Source organism: Vibrio sp. T11.5 (assembly GCF_027587155.1).
Taxonomy (GTDB): Bacteria; Pseudomonadota; Gammaproteobacteria; order Enterobacterales; family Vibrionaceae; genus Vibrio; species Vibrio neptunius.
The window spans coordinates 1-14,932 of record NZ_JAPPTP010000013.1 but is presented as its reverse complement, the minus strand read 5'-3'; the positions used below and the strand labels follow the sequence as shown (position 1 = coordinate 14,932).

The following is a 14,932-nucleotide window of genomic DNA, read 5'->3' as shown; positions in this document are numbered from 1 at the left end:
GAGTCGAAATAGGCTCATTTTTGACTAAGATTGTGCGACGATTTGCGTCGTGGTAACTGGAATTCAAGGGGCTGTCAATGATAACAGAAAAACAGAAAATGCTCGCAGGTGAACCCTACGATGCTTGGGACAAACAGCTGTACAGTGAACGTATTGATTGCCGAAAAAAACTACAAAAGCTCAACAACAGCATTCCTGATACGGTTCAATGGCGAGAAGCGATAGATACTCTAATTCCGGATTCCGAAGGCGCCTATATCGAGCCACCGTTTCGCTGTGATTATGGCTCTAATATCAAACTGGGAAAAAACTTCTACGCTAATTTCAATTGTATCGTGTTAGATGTTGCACAAGTCGACATTGGTGACAACGTATTATTTGCTCCAAATGTTCAAATCTATACGGCAGGTCATCCATTAGATGTCAAAGGTCGGGTGGAAGAAGGGATAGAATTCGGTACATCCATCACGATTGGGAATAATGTCTGGCTAGGCGGCGGGGTTATCGTCTGTCCGGGGGTGTCCATTGGCGAAAACAGTGTGGTGGGAGCGGGCAGTGTTGTTACAAAAGATATACCCTCTAACGTGGTAGCTGCAGGGAATCCCTGTAAAGTCATAAAACCTATCGAGCAAAGATAACTTAGCCTTGTGTTGTTATGCCATGGATGAACTGATTATTGCGTTTATTCGCCTCATTCACAGCTTTAATGTTGAATTTGATGTGAAAGCGATGACTTGGCTATTTTTGAGATTGGCACACTCATTCAGTATGAGCATGTCTGTTATAGTCCCGTTCTTTCACTCACTAGTTAAAGCGCCAATGATGGTCTAGCGAGAATAAATTGAGTATGTGCTCAACGAAATAGAACCACGTGCAATGTATGAACGTTGGCTGGCAAGGAGAATAATGGAAGTTCAACTAGTAAAAATAAAACCTGAAGAGCGATACGTACTTGAGAATTTGTTCTGTTATTACGTCTACGACATGTCAGAGTATATGAAATGGAATCCAACTAAAGATGGTCATTTCGATGGGTATGATGTTTCAAAGTTCGATCCTTACTGGGAGCGAGATGACCACACTCCTTATTTCATAAAGGTCAACAACGAAATGGCTGGTTTTGTTCTGGTTCGTCGTTACCCCAGTGACCCAAAACGGTACGACATTGAGCAATTCTTTGTGCTACGCAAGTTTAAAGGTCAGGGAGTCGGTCGGGGCGTTTTGGCGCAAGTCGTGAAAGCCTATCCGGGCAAGTGGCAGATTCGAATTCTGCAAGAAAATTCAGGCGCGCTCAGTTTCTGGAAGTCTGCAGTATCGCGTATCGTCGGTGAAAACTATACGTTGTCAAAAGCGAACGATGTGGATCTTGTTATGCTCTTTATCCAATTTGAGACACCCAGCGGACAAGCCATGCACGCGTCATTTGGTCGTGAGGCGCTTTAAACTTAAAAACTTAAAAACTTAAAGGCACAGGCACCCTAAGAAAGGACAAGTCGTTACCTGCGTAGGTAAGATATCGGATTTGTTGGTTTTCATGTGGTGTTAGCAATCGAAGACAGCGAGAAGGAGTTGCGAATGAAAGTTGCGCTGGTTACTGGAGGCTCGAAAGGCATTGGTTTACAGGTGGTCATAAGACTGATAGAGCTAGGATATAAAGTCGTCACTTGCTCTCGTTCACAAGAAACGTGGACTAAAGTGTTAGCTAAGTATCCCAAGCTAAATAGTGTGGATTACCAGACGGTCGACATCGCGGATGAACGAGCACTAGAAAAGTGGTTTGCTCATATCGCAGAACAGTATGGGCGGCTGGATGTTGCAGTAAACAACGCATCACCAACACTGGCTTCTAGGGGGAGTATTACTGACGTAGACGTATCACGTCTCAAAGAAACACTGCACGTGGACTTTTTATCCCAAGCATTATGCTTACGTGCCGAACTAAAATTGATGAAGGAGGGGGCATCAATCGTTAACGTTAGCTCCGTTAATGGTCTTAGACCGACTCCCAATGCATCAATGTACAGTGCCGCTAAACACGCTCTTGAAGGATTAACTCGTTCCGTTGCTCTTGAAAGCATTGCCGATGGAATCCGAGTCAATGCTGTAGCACCCGGTGTAACATGGACGCCACGCTGGGAAGAGCGCCAGCTTGAGGTGCCGAGTATTCGCGCCGATGTATCTGATGTCGTTCCGGTGAAGCGCTTCGGAGAAGTGAATGAAATCGTCAATGCGATCGAGTTCTTGTTGTCTGATAAGGCGAGCTATATTGTTGGTCATACATTGGTCGTGGATGGTGGGCTATCATTGGCATAGATTGCCAACAAGAGAGTAAGGGGAGTAAGAGGACAGGCACCCTAACACTTTCCTCGAAAGTTAATATTGCTCAAGAGAGACATTCTCAGCTACCCATTTAAGAAGCTGTTTTGCGGCTTTGGACAGTACTTGATTTTGGCGAACAATGTAACCGAAGTCAGTATTGGGGAAGCTGGGTAGCGGTGTCACCTTTCTAGAGAGTTTCAACCTTGGATTGAGGGAGAAGTCAGGCACAATGGCGGTGCCAAACCCGGCTTCTGCCCAATCTATTTGTGCTTCTACACTGCCTACTTCCATCACCCTGTGTCTCGGCAGGCCTAGCCCCGGCAGAGAGGCATCAATCAACTCACGTGTTCGAGTATCGTGACCTAACAAAATGAGAGTTTGATTCTCTTCGCTGTTCTCGCGCCAATCGAAGAGGTTATCGCCGAAAGCACACCAATGGATCTGGGTAAGTGACGTAAAGTGCAGCGGCTGACTCTCTTTCTGTGCAATCACAAAACCTATATCAGCTCGAGCACTTTTTACCAAATCCACCGCTTGGGATGAGGTCGTGTTGAACAACGCTAAGTCGATACCAGAATACTCGTTTTTGAATTGTTGGAATGGTTTGATAAGTAACAGTCGTGAAACAATATCACTCGCCGCAATTGAGAGCGTACCTTGGGTTAAATCGCTGAGTGCATTGAGATCGGATTGGCAGACTTGCAGCTCATTCAACATGTGTTGTGCGGTGTCTAACAATCGCTTTCCCGCTTGAGTCAGTTGTACTGGGTTGCGTTCGATCAACTTGGTACGAGTAGCTTGCTCTAACTGTTTGATGTGAAGGCTGACATTGGGTTGCGTCATGTGCAGTTCAATCGCTGTTTTTCCGAAATGTTTCACTTCTGCCAAGGTGACAAATGTACGTAACCAGTTCAAATCTAACATAGAAAATTGCTCGATATGATTTTCTTATCAAGTTGATGAGTATAATTAACTTCTCTTATTTATGCGAGCGTCCTAAGATTTTCCGGTCTGTTTAGGAGAATGAATTATGTCGTCTATCGTTGTAGTGGGTGCAAACTGGGGTGATGAAGGCAAGGGCCGCATCGTTGACTTTTTGGCAGAGCAAGCCTCTGCAAGTATTCGTTTCCAAGGTGGTAACAACGCGGGCCACACCGTCGTTAACGATCTAGGGACGTTTAAGTTACACCAGCTACCAAGTGGCGTTTTCAACCCTGACTGTTTGGCCGTTTTAGGCCCGGGTATGGTTATCAGCCCTGAAGCGCTGTCACAGGAAATCGCGGAAGTTGAACAAGCTGGGGTTAAAGTGAACATGTGCGTCTCTGATCGCGCAACACTGTGCCTACCTTTGCATGCACAAGAAGATACGTTAGAAGAACAACGTTTAGGTGACCAAGCATACGGTTCGACTCGGCAAGGTATTGCACCTGCATACGGTGACCGTGTGATGAAGAAAGGTATCTTAGTGGGATGGCTACAGCAACCTGACGTTCTAGTAGAACGCCTCAAATTCTGGATGGACTGGAAACTCCCACAGCTACGTGCGCTTTACCCAAGCTTCGAGTTTGAACAAACCGCCGAAGAGATGGCTAGCTGGTTGCTGGAAGTGTCGGCGCCATGGCGTGATGCTATCTGCAACGTAACGCTTCCGCTAAAAGAACGACAAGCAAAAGATCAAACTCTATTATTCGAAGCACAACTCGGTGCTGGCCGTGATCTGGTATACGGCGAGTACCCATGGACCACCTCTTCAAACGTTGTGTCTATGTACGCAGGCATCGGTAGTGGTCTTCCTGCTCTGCGTCCAGAGCGTGTTATTGCCGTAGCAAAAGCGTTTAGCTCGTCGGTCGGTACTGGTACGTTAATCACTGCAATGGAAGAGCAAGATGCATTCCGCGAGCTAGCGGGTGAGTTCGGCGCAACAACAGGTCGTCCACGTGACATGGGTTACTTTGATGCGGTAGCAACAAAGAACGGCGTTGAACTTCAAGCCGCGACGGAAATCGCTCTGACTAAGGTCGACTGTTTAACGGGTCTTAAAGATCTCAAAATCTGTGTCGGCTATGAAGGTGAGCACAGTGAAAACCCGATCTGGCCTCAAACGGCTGCACTCGCGCCAATCTACGAGACAATGGAAAGCTGGAGCGAAGACATCACAGGTTGTCGTAAATTTGAACAGTTACCAATCGCTGCAAAACACTACGTGTTACGTATTGAACAACTGATGGGTGTACCAGTGAAGATGGTATCGGTTGGTCCTGGGCGTGAGCAAATGATTATGCGCTAAGACGTCGATAGTACGTCTTATTGGCAAGCGGCTTTTATCTTTTCCGGGGTAAAGCCGCTTTTTTTATGCACGTAATGCATGATTAAGCCAGCACAGTTCTACCGAGTGTCAGATCGCGAATGTTTCCAACAGCTTGATTAGAGAACTCTGCGGTTGAGAGTAAGATTTCTCATCAGAGCAAAGCAGAGTAAAGTATCTGTCCTGAATTTCTCTTCCTGTTTAAAGTGGCCTCTGTGCGGTGTCCTTCCCATACGCATGCCGCTTACAAGGCTTTCAACACCTCACTGGCATTTGTGGTTAGATCTATCCATAAAACGGTTTTGTACTTATTCGCGCCTTAACTAACCTTAGAGGAGTCGATACGCCTTTTAGTCGAGAACGTATTGGCTTTGCGGGGCGAATGTTATTCATCGTTACCCAGTCCAGAATTATTGGGATTGTTTGATGAGCAAGCTCTACTCGCAATAAAAACGTAGTACTAGCTGTACTAAGTGTGTCGCTGTCATTGAGCGCGGGCCAACATTGGGGAAGATAAGATGGTTGATATTGATGAAGAAAAAATAGCATCAGTGGTGTCCAGTTTTCAGGTACCAGCGAAGCCTACAGTGTTGTCCGAATTGCAGGAGATAATGGGCGAACCAGAGCCCGACATCAGTCTTGTCGCGGACCTAATTTCAAGTGATATTGGACTTTCATCAGCCATATTGAAGGTAATTAATTCGCCATACTATGGTATGGGCAGAACGATATCCGAGATAAAACAGGCGGTCATGATTATCGGTCTCACTACAATAAATAGCCTTGTGACCTCTTTACTACTTAAATCAGCCCTTCAGGGAAAAGCCTCGATTTCATTGGAACGTTTTTGGGATGACTCTTTAGATGTTGCCAATGCCATGCTGTTTATTGGCGATAGAATTAAAGACAAAGTGCCTATTGATACGCTCTATACAGTGGGTTTGCTTCATAATTGTGGTATTCCGTTATTGGCTTTACGGTTTGACGACTACAAAGAAGTCTTGATCGAAGCAAATCACAAAGGCTGTAACTCCGTTGTATTAGAAGAAGAAAAATACCATACCAACCATGCGGTTCTAGGCTACTTTATTGCTAATTCTTGGCATTTGCCTAAACCATTGTGCGCAATTATTTTACAGCATCACAATACGAATTTCTTCGATACTACTTTGGACAGTGAATCCCAACTGGCATTAGCGATACTCAAAGTGGCAGAAAATTTCGTTGAGCGTGCTAAGCGTCATAATGACTCCCCTGATTGGCAGGATGTCGAACTAGGCGTTTCTGAGGTACTCGGATTATCCACGCTAGACTTTAAGGAGTTGGAAGACGACTACGATGACTTATATACACAAGCCAATGACGAGTTAGAGCGTTAGGCGACACTTTGCTTACTGGTTGGCGGCATGCCATTCTAGACGGGGCTTACTCTGCCAAGCGTCAGAAAGCGAATGCTTCCCACAGCCTGACTAGAGAACCGTGTTGCTGAGAGTAGGATTTCTCGTCAGAGCAAAGTGGCTGTATTATCCACCTCTTGCTACCAACCTTTTCATTATTTTTACTTCCTTTACTCGTTACGAAATGTTCGAAGAATTTGAGTTTGTCTTTAAACCAAGAGTACAAGAGTCTAGAGACAAAAGATTGAAAATTGCTGCCCCAATTTTTGAAATTAGTTGCCTCATAAATCGGTATCTCTAGGTTATTGCAAATACGTTATTTATAACTATCTGTGACTAAAATTGTCGGTTTCTTAAATTTTTAGATCTAATTTAACTATTAATAATTAACGAAAACCTCTTGATAACAGCTATCAACAGTTAAGTTCAAAAATAGCGGTTGGAGTTAATTAAATTGGAATGAGTCTGTACAGAGAACCTAAGCCAACATTAGATAGTCAAACCGAAGATAATATTATTCCGATAAGGGCTAGGAAGAAGATAGGTTGTAGGTGTTTAAGCGGGACTTGCCAAACCTCATCGGGTAGCACTTCTTTTTGCGAGTCATGTTTGTCACTTCAAGCAGTGCTCGATAGCTACCTTAACACATGCTCAGATTTAGAGTGTGATGAGCTTGTGGAAGCCATATGGGATCTACAATGCGCAAAGATGCAGATTAGAAATACAATCTTATTGTTTCCGCAACAGCCACCGGATGATGTAATTGTTACGATAAGTAAGCTTCAGGGCCAATTGACGACTCTAATCACTAGCCTAGATAGGATAAAACAAGGAAACCAACTCTACTTGCTTCTGGTTGCTATCGCGAGAGAGACAAATTTAATGCTAAAAAGTAAAAAAGTTCAGTGGTGGATGTCATGAAGTTCAACAATTTACCCATAATGGCTCAAATCGTAGCACCTGTTTTAATCGCGGTCTTTCTATTTGCCGCATCTACAATCTTGTCAGACGTCCTTCTTAGAGAAGCAAAGTCGAGCGGCCACGTGTCGCTCGTTAGTTCGGATAATGTTGCCAAGCTAATGTCGGCACAGCGCAACGTTTATCGAATACGTATGGCTTCTGCTAGCGCTTTTTATGGCGAAATTACATGGGATGAGGCTCGAAAACAATTTGGACAACTCAGCGAGACAGTTAAACAAAGGCTCTCTCAGCTAGATAGTGCCGATGGCGTGTTGGCGATCAACACAGATCTGAAAGATAACATAATCAATGCACTTAATCAGTACGGTGTGACACAAACAGTGTTGGCTGAACGTTTGAGCTCCCTTCATATATTATCCGCATCGTTGCCTGATTTGAATTCAGCGTTATCACGGGCGAACAACGAGTTTTATACGTCACACAAAGTCATGAGTTTTGAGCAGCGTCAAGAGTGGCGAGACTTGTTGTCAGAGCTTTACTTGTTATCAAGTCAAATCCAGCAAAACCTTATTCGCCTAGAACGCAGTGCAAACACGGAATATCTCAATAAAATCCGTCTTAATTTAGAGAGTTTTGAACAATCCTTGGAGTCCTTCAGCTCGAATAGGGCTAATTTAGCCCTCAAAAAAGTGCTTATGGATTACGAGAAACAAATTTTGATGTTAGAAGATGGTTATCTAACGTTGACCAAGGATATTAATTTAATTGGTGAGCAGGGTACGTTATTGAGAGAAATGTTATCAACCTTATCTTCCGAACTAGAAGAAAAGAACAAGCAATCTCTAGAAAGGGGGATTACTCTTACCAATACCACGGAAACGGCTCTTGTGTCCTCATCAATACTAGCTGCACTTATAGCGCTTATATTAGCAGTATGGATAGCCAAACACCTTAACCTGAGCATACGTTCACTGAGTGAAACGATTGATGGTATGTCTTCTGGCGTGCTTAGCCAAAAAGCAAATGTAAGCGGCAACAACGAAATTGGTCGTTTGGGCGCCAATACCGATAAAACTCTAGAAATCTTAGATCAAACAGTGAGTGAACTTAGGGGGGTTGGTTCAGATGTCGCGTCTTCTGCGACACAACTTGCTTCGACTATGGTTGAACTTGAAGGTAATGCTCTAGAGCAAAAGGCGCAAATAGAAAGAATAGCCTCAACCAGCACCGAGCTTGCTGCGAGTTCGGAACAAGTGGCAAGTACTGCAAACGGTGCAGAAACTTACGCAAGGCAGGGAATAGAAATTGCGAAAGAAGGTGCGTCAGCGGCAGAAGCTCGAGCGAGCCTGTCAGATGAACTTCTTGTGGAGCTGAATCAAACTTCTCAAGTCGCTAGGAGTTTAGAGCAACTCTCTACAAGAGTAACGGAGTTTGTTAGTTTGATTGAGAATGTGGCTGAACAAACAAATTTGTTGGCGCTCAACGCTGCAATAGAAGCAGCTAGGGCAGGTGAGAGTGGCCGTGGCTTTGCCGTTGTTGCGGATGAGGTTCGAGTGCTTGCCCAGAAAACGTCCAATAATACCGAATCTATTCAAGAGCTAGTTCGTTCTTTGCAGGATGGCTCACAAGATATGGTGACTTCTGTAAGCGTATGTTTAGGAAAAGTCACCGAAAACGCAACGCTGGCCAAACAAAGTGAAGAAGACATGAATTCATTGCTCGATGGTATAACTAAGATCATCGACCAGAATAATGAAATGTCGTTGGCCGCCAATGAGCAGAGCCAAGCCATTGCATCTATGAACGATAACATCCATCAGATTGATGAGAGTCTCAGCCAAAATGTACAGGGTATCAAGCAAAGTGCTGAAGCTGCATCGTTTCTTTCAGAGTTGTCTGAAAGGCAGCAAGGTCAGCTGAGTTTTTTTAAGTCTACTTAACACTTTAAGAGCCTCTATCTATAAGAGGCTCTACGTCTTTGTTTTGGTCTAAATTCTAGGTCGAAGTTGCGACCATATTTGAATGAAATTTAAGGGGTAGGTGTAATCTAAGAAACGATAAGACTTTGACTGGCAGGCAAAGTGTCTGTTCCATCAACTTCATCGACACTTAATTCCTCGGTCAACACTCTAGATGGGCCATTAGAGTATTTACACACAGCGCATACCTTACACCACGCTAACCTTGGTATTGTCGACGGTCGTGGTCTCTTTCTGTGTGAATTTTCAAATCACTGGTTCGTTATTTGGTAAGGCCAGTATTACTGAACTGGAGCCTTTCGGAGGTTTAACATATCAGCATATTTTGCAGTTAGAACTATGGCGTTTAGCGGTTTCTCAGCTCATTCATGTCAAACAGTACCACATGATCTACAACGCACTTTCATTGTTTGCCCTTGGTTGTATACTTGAGCGAAAAATAGGGGCTAGTGTTTTCCTATCAGTGTGGTTTACGTCGGGGGTAGTTGGCACCTTGGCCAGTACGTTCACCGTGCTTGAGCCATGGAATTTAGGCACTGGTGGTTCCCAAGCCATTTTAGGATTGGCTGGCGCGGGACTGGTTATGTTTCTAAAGCGAGAGGTTGAAGGCAAGTTAGCGTTGGCAGTGTTGACGTTTACGATCGGCCCTGCATTCGCTTTGGATGTTGTTTTCAGTGAGTCCCATCTTCCAAAGTTGGGTCATGTGGTTAGCTATACCGTAGGTGTCGTACTTTCACATTGCTTCCAACTAAGTGGCAAAGGTCGCTGTTCACCCTTAGTCTAATTTGATAGCTAACCTTTGGCATGTTAAATCGCTGAGTAGCGACATATGCTCACTATACTTGGTTTTTGTTACCGAGTAGCCCCTTAGCTGCCATCACAATGTGGCGCTCGTGAACACATCAGAAATCAAACAAAAGGACAGTATGAAAATAACAACACTCGTCGACAATACTCGATTGGATAGTCGGCAAGATCTAGCGGTTGAGCGTGGTTTATCATTGCATATCGAAACTGAGTCGTTGAAAATTTTATTCGACATGGGAAGTGGTGATACGTTTTGTCGAAATGCGCCGCGATTAGATGTGAACATCGAAGACGTAGATATCGCCGTGATATCGCACAGGCATCATGACCATTGTAATGGTGCTGTCGATTTTGTTGCCCATAACTCGAAAGCCAATGTGTTTTTGAAACACTGCTCCGAAAAAAACTATTATTTCCGCGCTTACGGTTTTAAAAATGATGTCGGTATTACCATGGATTTGCTAAAAAATAGCCATGATCGACTGGTTTTGGTGAATCAGACCACTGAAATAGCACCCAATGTATTTGCTATCACGGATATCAGCAGCAAGCACGACAAGCCCAAAGGTAATCGATACCTCTACACACAATCTCAAACTGGATGGGAGAACGACTCATTCGATCACGAGTTACTCCTTGTGATTAAAGAACATGACGGGTTAGTGATATTTACTGGCTGTGCGCATAGTGGTGTTCTTAACATGGTCGATACGGCGGTTCACCACTTCCCAGGCGAGAAGATAAAAGCAGTGGTAGGGGGCTTTCACCTTGTTGGACTGCCATTGTTTAACAGTATTGGTGGGTCTAAGGACGATATCAGAAACCTCGGGCGGGCGTTGCTGCAATACCCCATAGATAAACTGTATACAGGTCACTGCACAGGGAAGAAGGCTTATGACTTGTTAAAAGAAGTGTTAGGAGAACGTTTGGAAGCGATACCTACTGGTCGGTGTATTACCGTTTAGCGAAGTGAGAACCATAACAACTTCAGTGTGGCGTTCTGTGCTCACTTTATAGGTTAACTATTTAAGTCAACTAGGATGAAGTTTAATAAATAAAATATTATTTATGTTTAATAGAGAGTGACTTATGTTTTTTGAAAATAATGTTCGATTAAATTAGATATAAGTTATTGATTTAAATTGTTGAAATTTGTAAATATAACTATTGTTGAAATTCAAGGCTCAATTATGAAAAAAATTTCATTAGCTCTATTTTTGCTCATAGTGCTCTCATCGGCATTTATGAACTCTTATAACCATTACGGAGATATTGTAGAGAAGGTTATTGCCTTTATAATCCCTCTACTAAACTACATTGTGGTAATTGCTTTGTTCGCAAAATTTAAAGGGGCCGCACTATTTACCAAGCTTCAGTTAAGAGTGATAGCAATCCTTTATGTAATGATAGTTTTTGTGGAATATGGATACCCGATATTTGAATACAGTGAGCAAACCTTACCATCAGATTATTTATTTAACCTATCTCTACAATTCGTTTTAAACGTGATTATCGCAAGGACTATTCTAGATGAGTAATTTAACTGCCATACTAAGTCAACTAGGACAATCATCACCGCTATATTCAATGCTTTTTAAAATGGCTCGACAAATTGGAAGTAGAAACGACGCCAATGAAGTCTATAGAAACCTCATGCCCGTTCTTGACGACCTGTTGGCTAAGGGCTATACCTTCGAATCAAAAGAGATTCAAGCCATTGTCGCAATCTTAAGGGACTTACCAGCATTTGGTGCTAATCAAAGGAACTTTGAAAAACGATTCTTAGTGAATGAATACACACTCAGGAAACTACCTAAAAACCCATCAGCTTTAAACGGATGTGGCTGTTGGCATTAAAACTAAAGGGACATATATGGTCACCTCGCTGATCGCAAGGCCCGATTGAAATTAATTTCAATCTTTTCTTTGAGCTAATTCATAGGTCTCCTTTGCGGAGATTTACATTGATGGTCGACGGTCTTGCGACATATATCCGGCGTCGTTATAGCCAGGGCGGGATCACACTTCGCTCACTTCTTAATCAAGCCGTATTCGAACTTAAAATCTAAGTCGAATTTCCCGAAAACTGCCGAGAAAATACAAACTCCCCAGTTTGAAAAATGATCAATATGTTTTCGGATTGAACGATTAAGTTAGTATGCTCTCACCCTGTCGTTATAGCAACGTTGAGTTTGCTGCGCCCTAATGAGTTCCAAATTGACGTCTTATCCTCCTCTACACACACATGGCTTTCAATAGCCGCTGTCCCTAACAGGTTTTGGATAAGACAAACCGTTTTATTACATCAGTGTATTACCGCTCTTTTACAGATGGTTCTCTTTATCAGCCACACGCCAAATCAGGATTGTAAGGCGCTCCTTTTACCAAGACGGCCCAAATAATCCGTGCCAGCTTATTCGCGAGGGCAACGACCAATTTGCAGACATGCATCTTGGGCTTTAATGTCTGTAGCCACAGACTGAGTGGGTCCGATTTTCGTTCACACCAGTTTATCACCGCTCTTGCCCCCTGAATGAGCAGTTTCCTTAAATCTCGGTTTCCGCGTTTGGTGATTTTTCCAAGAGAGTTTTTGTCACCACTGCTGTATTGAGATGGCGTCAACCCTAACCACGCGGAAAGTTGCCGACCATTTTTGAACTCACCAACGCTGTTTATCGAACCAATGATGCCTGAAGCGACAAGAGGCCCTACGCCAGGGATGCTCGATAATAGCGCGTAATCCTTGTGTTGACGGGCACAACTAATCAGTTGTTGTGTCAGCGCGTCAATCTCTTCACTAAGCTGCTTGTAGTGCTCCCAGAGCTTTAAAACGAATGAACGAGTGATATGGGAGAGTTCATTATTGGGGTCTTCCAGAATCGTCGGGATAGCACCTATTAAACAGGTGCTGCTGGGTTCTGTGACGACGCCGTATTCCGCCAGAAGCCCTCGAAGCTGATTCACAGTGGCCGTTCGTTGTTTAACGAATTGACTCCGTATCCTTTGCAACGACTGAATATCTTGTTGCTCAATCGTTTTAACTGCAACAAAGTGGATTTTAGGCCGTTGAGATGCCTCAGCAATGGCAATCGCATCATTAGCATCGTTTTTGTTCCCCACTAGCATAGCTTTAACCATTCGTGCAGGTACGAGCTTCACTGTATGCCCAAGCTTTTCAATTGCACGCCCCCAATAATTTGAGCTGTAACAGGCTTCCATCACAACAGTGGTTGGGGCGTATTGCCTTAACGTGTCCAACAATCTATTTCGGCGTACTTGGCCATTCAAAACCGGTCTGTTTTGTTGGTCGAATACAGCAATCTGAAACACATTTTTTGCTAAATCGATACTAATAAGCCTATATTTCATGTTGGTCACCTTTATCCTTGATTCTATCAAAACTTAATCATGGCACATTGCGATGCCGAGATAGAGGTGACCATCTCATCAGACACTCTCAGAAACGACAAGTCGTTGAATGGCCACATAGGCAAGGTATATGTCCTACCCACTTTCACTTATTCATGCAGCCTAGGATATCTATGAGTATCATTGGGATGAATTCGGCAATGCAATGGCGTCGATAAACCCCGTTTTAAGAAAACAAGTCTACAGCCTCGCAAAACAGGAAGAGCTATATACTTATGGTCAAGAACAGAAATTTTGGAAGTGCGTTAGTGAAGCGGCTTTGTAGCTTGTCATTGGTTTTGTTGGTGGGATGTTCCTCTCCGAGTTTAACCGAGCCCTACAAAGCCTTGCTGACACAAAAAGAACACTGTTTCGAGTTGGCTAAGTCAGGCAGTGACGTTTTTCCACAATCAGAATGGTTGTCAAATTTGTCTAAGGAACAGCAAAGAGTCGTGCTCAGTTACTTAGCGCAGTACGCCTACAACCAGTGTATTGGCGAGCAGGTTAGGGCTCTTAAGCAGTCCGTTTTGCAGCAGTCTAAAGACATTCAAACGTTTTTCAACGAATACGTTGGCTTGCATGAGCTTAATGGTGAAATGCCGACTGATGTCGATAGGCAAGCACTCTTAACAATACAAGATCAAATACAGGTGCCCTTTGTCTCCAATGACGTCTACGAGTCCTTATAACCTCTATAGCTGGACGCTATAATCAAAGAACTAAAGGACAACTAAAGGGACAGCCACTCTCAGAAACGACAAGTCGTTGAATGGTCGCATAGGCAGAGTATCTGTCCTGCCCACTTTCCCTCAAACCCGATTTCTTCATACTGATTGAGCATGGCTATGTTCATTATAATTCATGCTTTTCAGTAGCTTACTAAAGTGTTTGTCCTATCAAGGTTTCATGGCGATTAGAATAAACGCCGTCATGGGTTTTCGCTTGGAGTCCTGTGAATAAGTGTGCGTCTAAGAAACTAAGGGTTAACACATTGTTTGAAACAAGTCATTGTTAAATAAAGTCTAAGTTAATGCCATTCCGAATTAATTCTTTAAGTCGTTATTAACTCATTTAACGAGCACTAAACCTTTTCTCTAAATATAAATTATAAATTAATAATTTTAGGTTATTCGATAAAGATTGTAGTTTGAATGCTCTTTACTTTACATCACAGGGCTGGCAGCTAATCAATGGAAAAGAATAAAGGATTGACGGAAGAGCAAATCAAACGTTTTCACCGAGATGGCTATCTAGGACCATTACCGAGGTTCGCTAATATTGAATTAATTCAAGATGTTTTCATGGAAGCTAGGGAGATAGCTCTAAGCCCTGAGCCTCATCCTCTGTACGGTCGGTATTCTGTACGGGATTGGCATTTAGTATCGACGAAGATTAAAGAGTTGATCACAGGTGCAGCTTTGATCCCACAACTACAGTCCCTAATTGGAAGCGATTTAGCGCTTTGGCGCTCAAAAATTTTTCACAAGAAACCAGGAGAAAACGGTACAGGTTGGCATCAAGAGTGGGGGGATTTCGATGGTGAGGAAATTGGCAATAACAAACCTAGTTTAAGGCCCAAACAAGAAAGGCGAGATGGTTGGTGGAATTTAACGGTTTGGATCGCTCTCACAGATGTTGAGCCTGATTGCGCTCCTTTGCGTTTCATTCGTGGTTCACATAAAAACAATATCCTAAAACTATGGCTCCGATGACAGAATCTGAGTTTTGGCATGATCCATTTATAGACTGTAAAACAATCGAAGACGTTGTCGAACGGGCGAATAATTTCACATTAG

Annotated in this window: 14 protein-coding genes; 12 read left to right on the top strand and 2 right to left on the bottom strand. The window is 43.4% G+C overall.

The window, feature by feature from the left end; all coding sequences use genetic code 11:
• Positions 1-77: 77 nt before the first annotated feature.
• From OH455_RS13950 to OH455_RS13940, 3 genes are all read left to right on the top strand, one after another.
• The gene (locus OH455_RS13950; protein WP_269981814.1) at positions 78-638 is read left to right on the top strand and encodes a sugar O-acetyltransferase; all 561 of its coding nucleotides are present in this window, start codon (positions 78-80) and stop codon (positions 636-638) included.
• 268 nt (positions 639-906) lie between these two features.
• Complete coding sequence (locus OH455_RS13945; protein ID WP_269981813.1) at positions 907-1,443, top strand: GNAT family N-acetyltransferase; 537 nt, start codon at positions 907-909, stop codon at positions 1,441-1,443.
• Positions 1,444-1,575: 132 nt separating this feature from the next.
• Positions 1,576-2,313 carry an SDR family NAD(P)-dependent oxidoreductase gene (locus OH455_RS13940; RefSeq protein WP_269981812.1) on the top strand — a complete coding sequence of 246 codons (738 nt, stop codon included), beginning with the start codon at positions 1,576-1,578 and terminating at the stop codon, positions 2,311-2,313.
• 60 nt (positions 2,314-2,373) lie between these two features.
• On the opposite strand, the gene OH455_RS13935 is transcribed toward OH455_RS13940, so the two are convergent.
• Positions 2,374-3,243, bottom strand: a complete 870-nt coding sequence (locus OH455_RS13935; protein ID WP_269981811.1) for a LysR family transcriptional regulator — start codon at positions 3,241-3,243, stop codon at positions 2,374-2,376.
• A 106-nt stretch (positions 3,244-3,349) separates the two neighbouring features.
• Between OH455_RS13935 and OH455_RS13930 the strand changes: the two genes are divergently transcribed.
• The 7 genes from OH455_RS13930 (at position 3,350) to OH455_RS13900 (ending at position 11,585) form a co-directional block, all read left to right on the top strand.
• Positions 3,350-4,606: an adenylosuccinate synthase gene (locus OH455_RS13930; protein ID WP_269981810.1), complete on the top strand. Its 1,257-nt coding sequence runs from the start codon at positions 3,350-3,352 to the stop codon at positions 4,604-4,606.
• Positions 4,607-5,142: 536 nt separating this feature from the next.
• Positions 5,143-6,003 (top strand): HDOD domain-containing protein, encoded by an 861-nt coding sequence (locus OH455_RS13925; RefSeq protein WP_206370143.1) that lies wholly within the window; start codon positions 5,143-5,145, stop codon positions 6,001-6,003.
• A 935-nt stretch (positions 6,004-6,938) separates the two neighbouring features.
• Positions 6,939-8,882 carry a methyl-accepting chemotaxis protein gene (locus OH455_RS13920; RefSeq protein WP_206370144.1) on the top strand — a complete coding sequence of 648 codons (1,944 nt, stop codon included), beginning with the start codon at positions 6,939-6,941 and terminating at the stop codon, positions 8,880-8,882.
• Between the two features lie 277 nt (positions 8,883-9,159).
• Positions 9,160-9,705, top strand: coding sequence for a rhomboid family intramembrane serine protease (locus OH455_RS13915; protein ID WP_269981809.1), 546 nt, complete (start codon positions 9,160-9,162; stop codon positions 9,703-9,705).
• A gap of 142 nt (positions 9,706-9,847) precedes the next feature.
• Positions 9,848-10,693, top strand: coding sequence for an MBL fold metallo-hydrolase (locus tag OH455_RS13910; RefSeq protein ID WP_269981808.1), 846 nt, complete (start codon positions 9,848-9,850; stop codon positions 10,691-10,693).
• Positions 10,694-10,918: 225 nt separating this feature from the next.
• The gene (locus OH455_RS13905) at positions 10,919-11,266 is read left to right on the top strand and encodes a hypothetical protein (protein WP_206370146.1); all 348 of its coding nucleotides are present in this window, start codon (positions 10,919-10,921) and stop codon (positions 11,264-11,266) included.
• Positions 11,259-11,585 carry a hypothetical protein gene (locus tag OH455_RS13900; protein ID WP_269981807.1) on the top strand — a complete coding sequence of 109 codons (327 nt, stop codon included), beginning with the start codon at positions 11,259-11,261 and terminating at the stop codon, positions 11,583-11,585. Before OH455_RS13905 ends, OH455_RS13900 begins: the two co-directional genes overlap by 8 nt.
• A gap of 486 nt (positions 11,586-12,071) precedes the next feature.
• On the opposite strand, the gene OH455_RS13895 is transcribed toward OH455_RS13900, so the two are convergent.
• The gene (locus OH455_RS13895) at positions 12,072-13,097 is read right to left on the bottom strand and encodes an IS110 family transposase (protein ID WP_269981806.1); all 1,026 of its coding nucleotides are present in this window, start codon (positions 13,095-13,097) and stop codon (positions 12,072-12,074) included.
• A 275-nt stretch (positions 13,098-13,372) separates the two neighbouring features.
• On the opposite strand from OH455_RS13895, the gene OH455_RS13890 reads away from it, so the two are divergent.
• Both OH455_RS13890 and OH455_RS13885 read left to right on the top strand, forming a co-directional pair.
• Positions 13,373-13,825: a hypothetical protein gene (locus OH455_RS13890; protein WP_269981805.1), complete on the top strand. Its 453-nt coding sequence runs from the start codon at positions 13,373-13,375 to the stop codon at positions 13,823-13,825.
• 501 nt (positions 13,826-14,326) lie between these two features.
• Entirely contained in the window at positions 14,327-14,848 is a 522-nt protein-coding gene (locus OH455_RS13885; RefSeq protein WP_269981804.1) for a phytanoyl-CoA dioxygenase family protein, read from the top strand.
• The last annotated feature ends 84 nt before the right edge of the window (positions 14,849-14,932 follow it).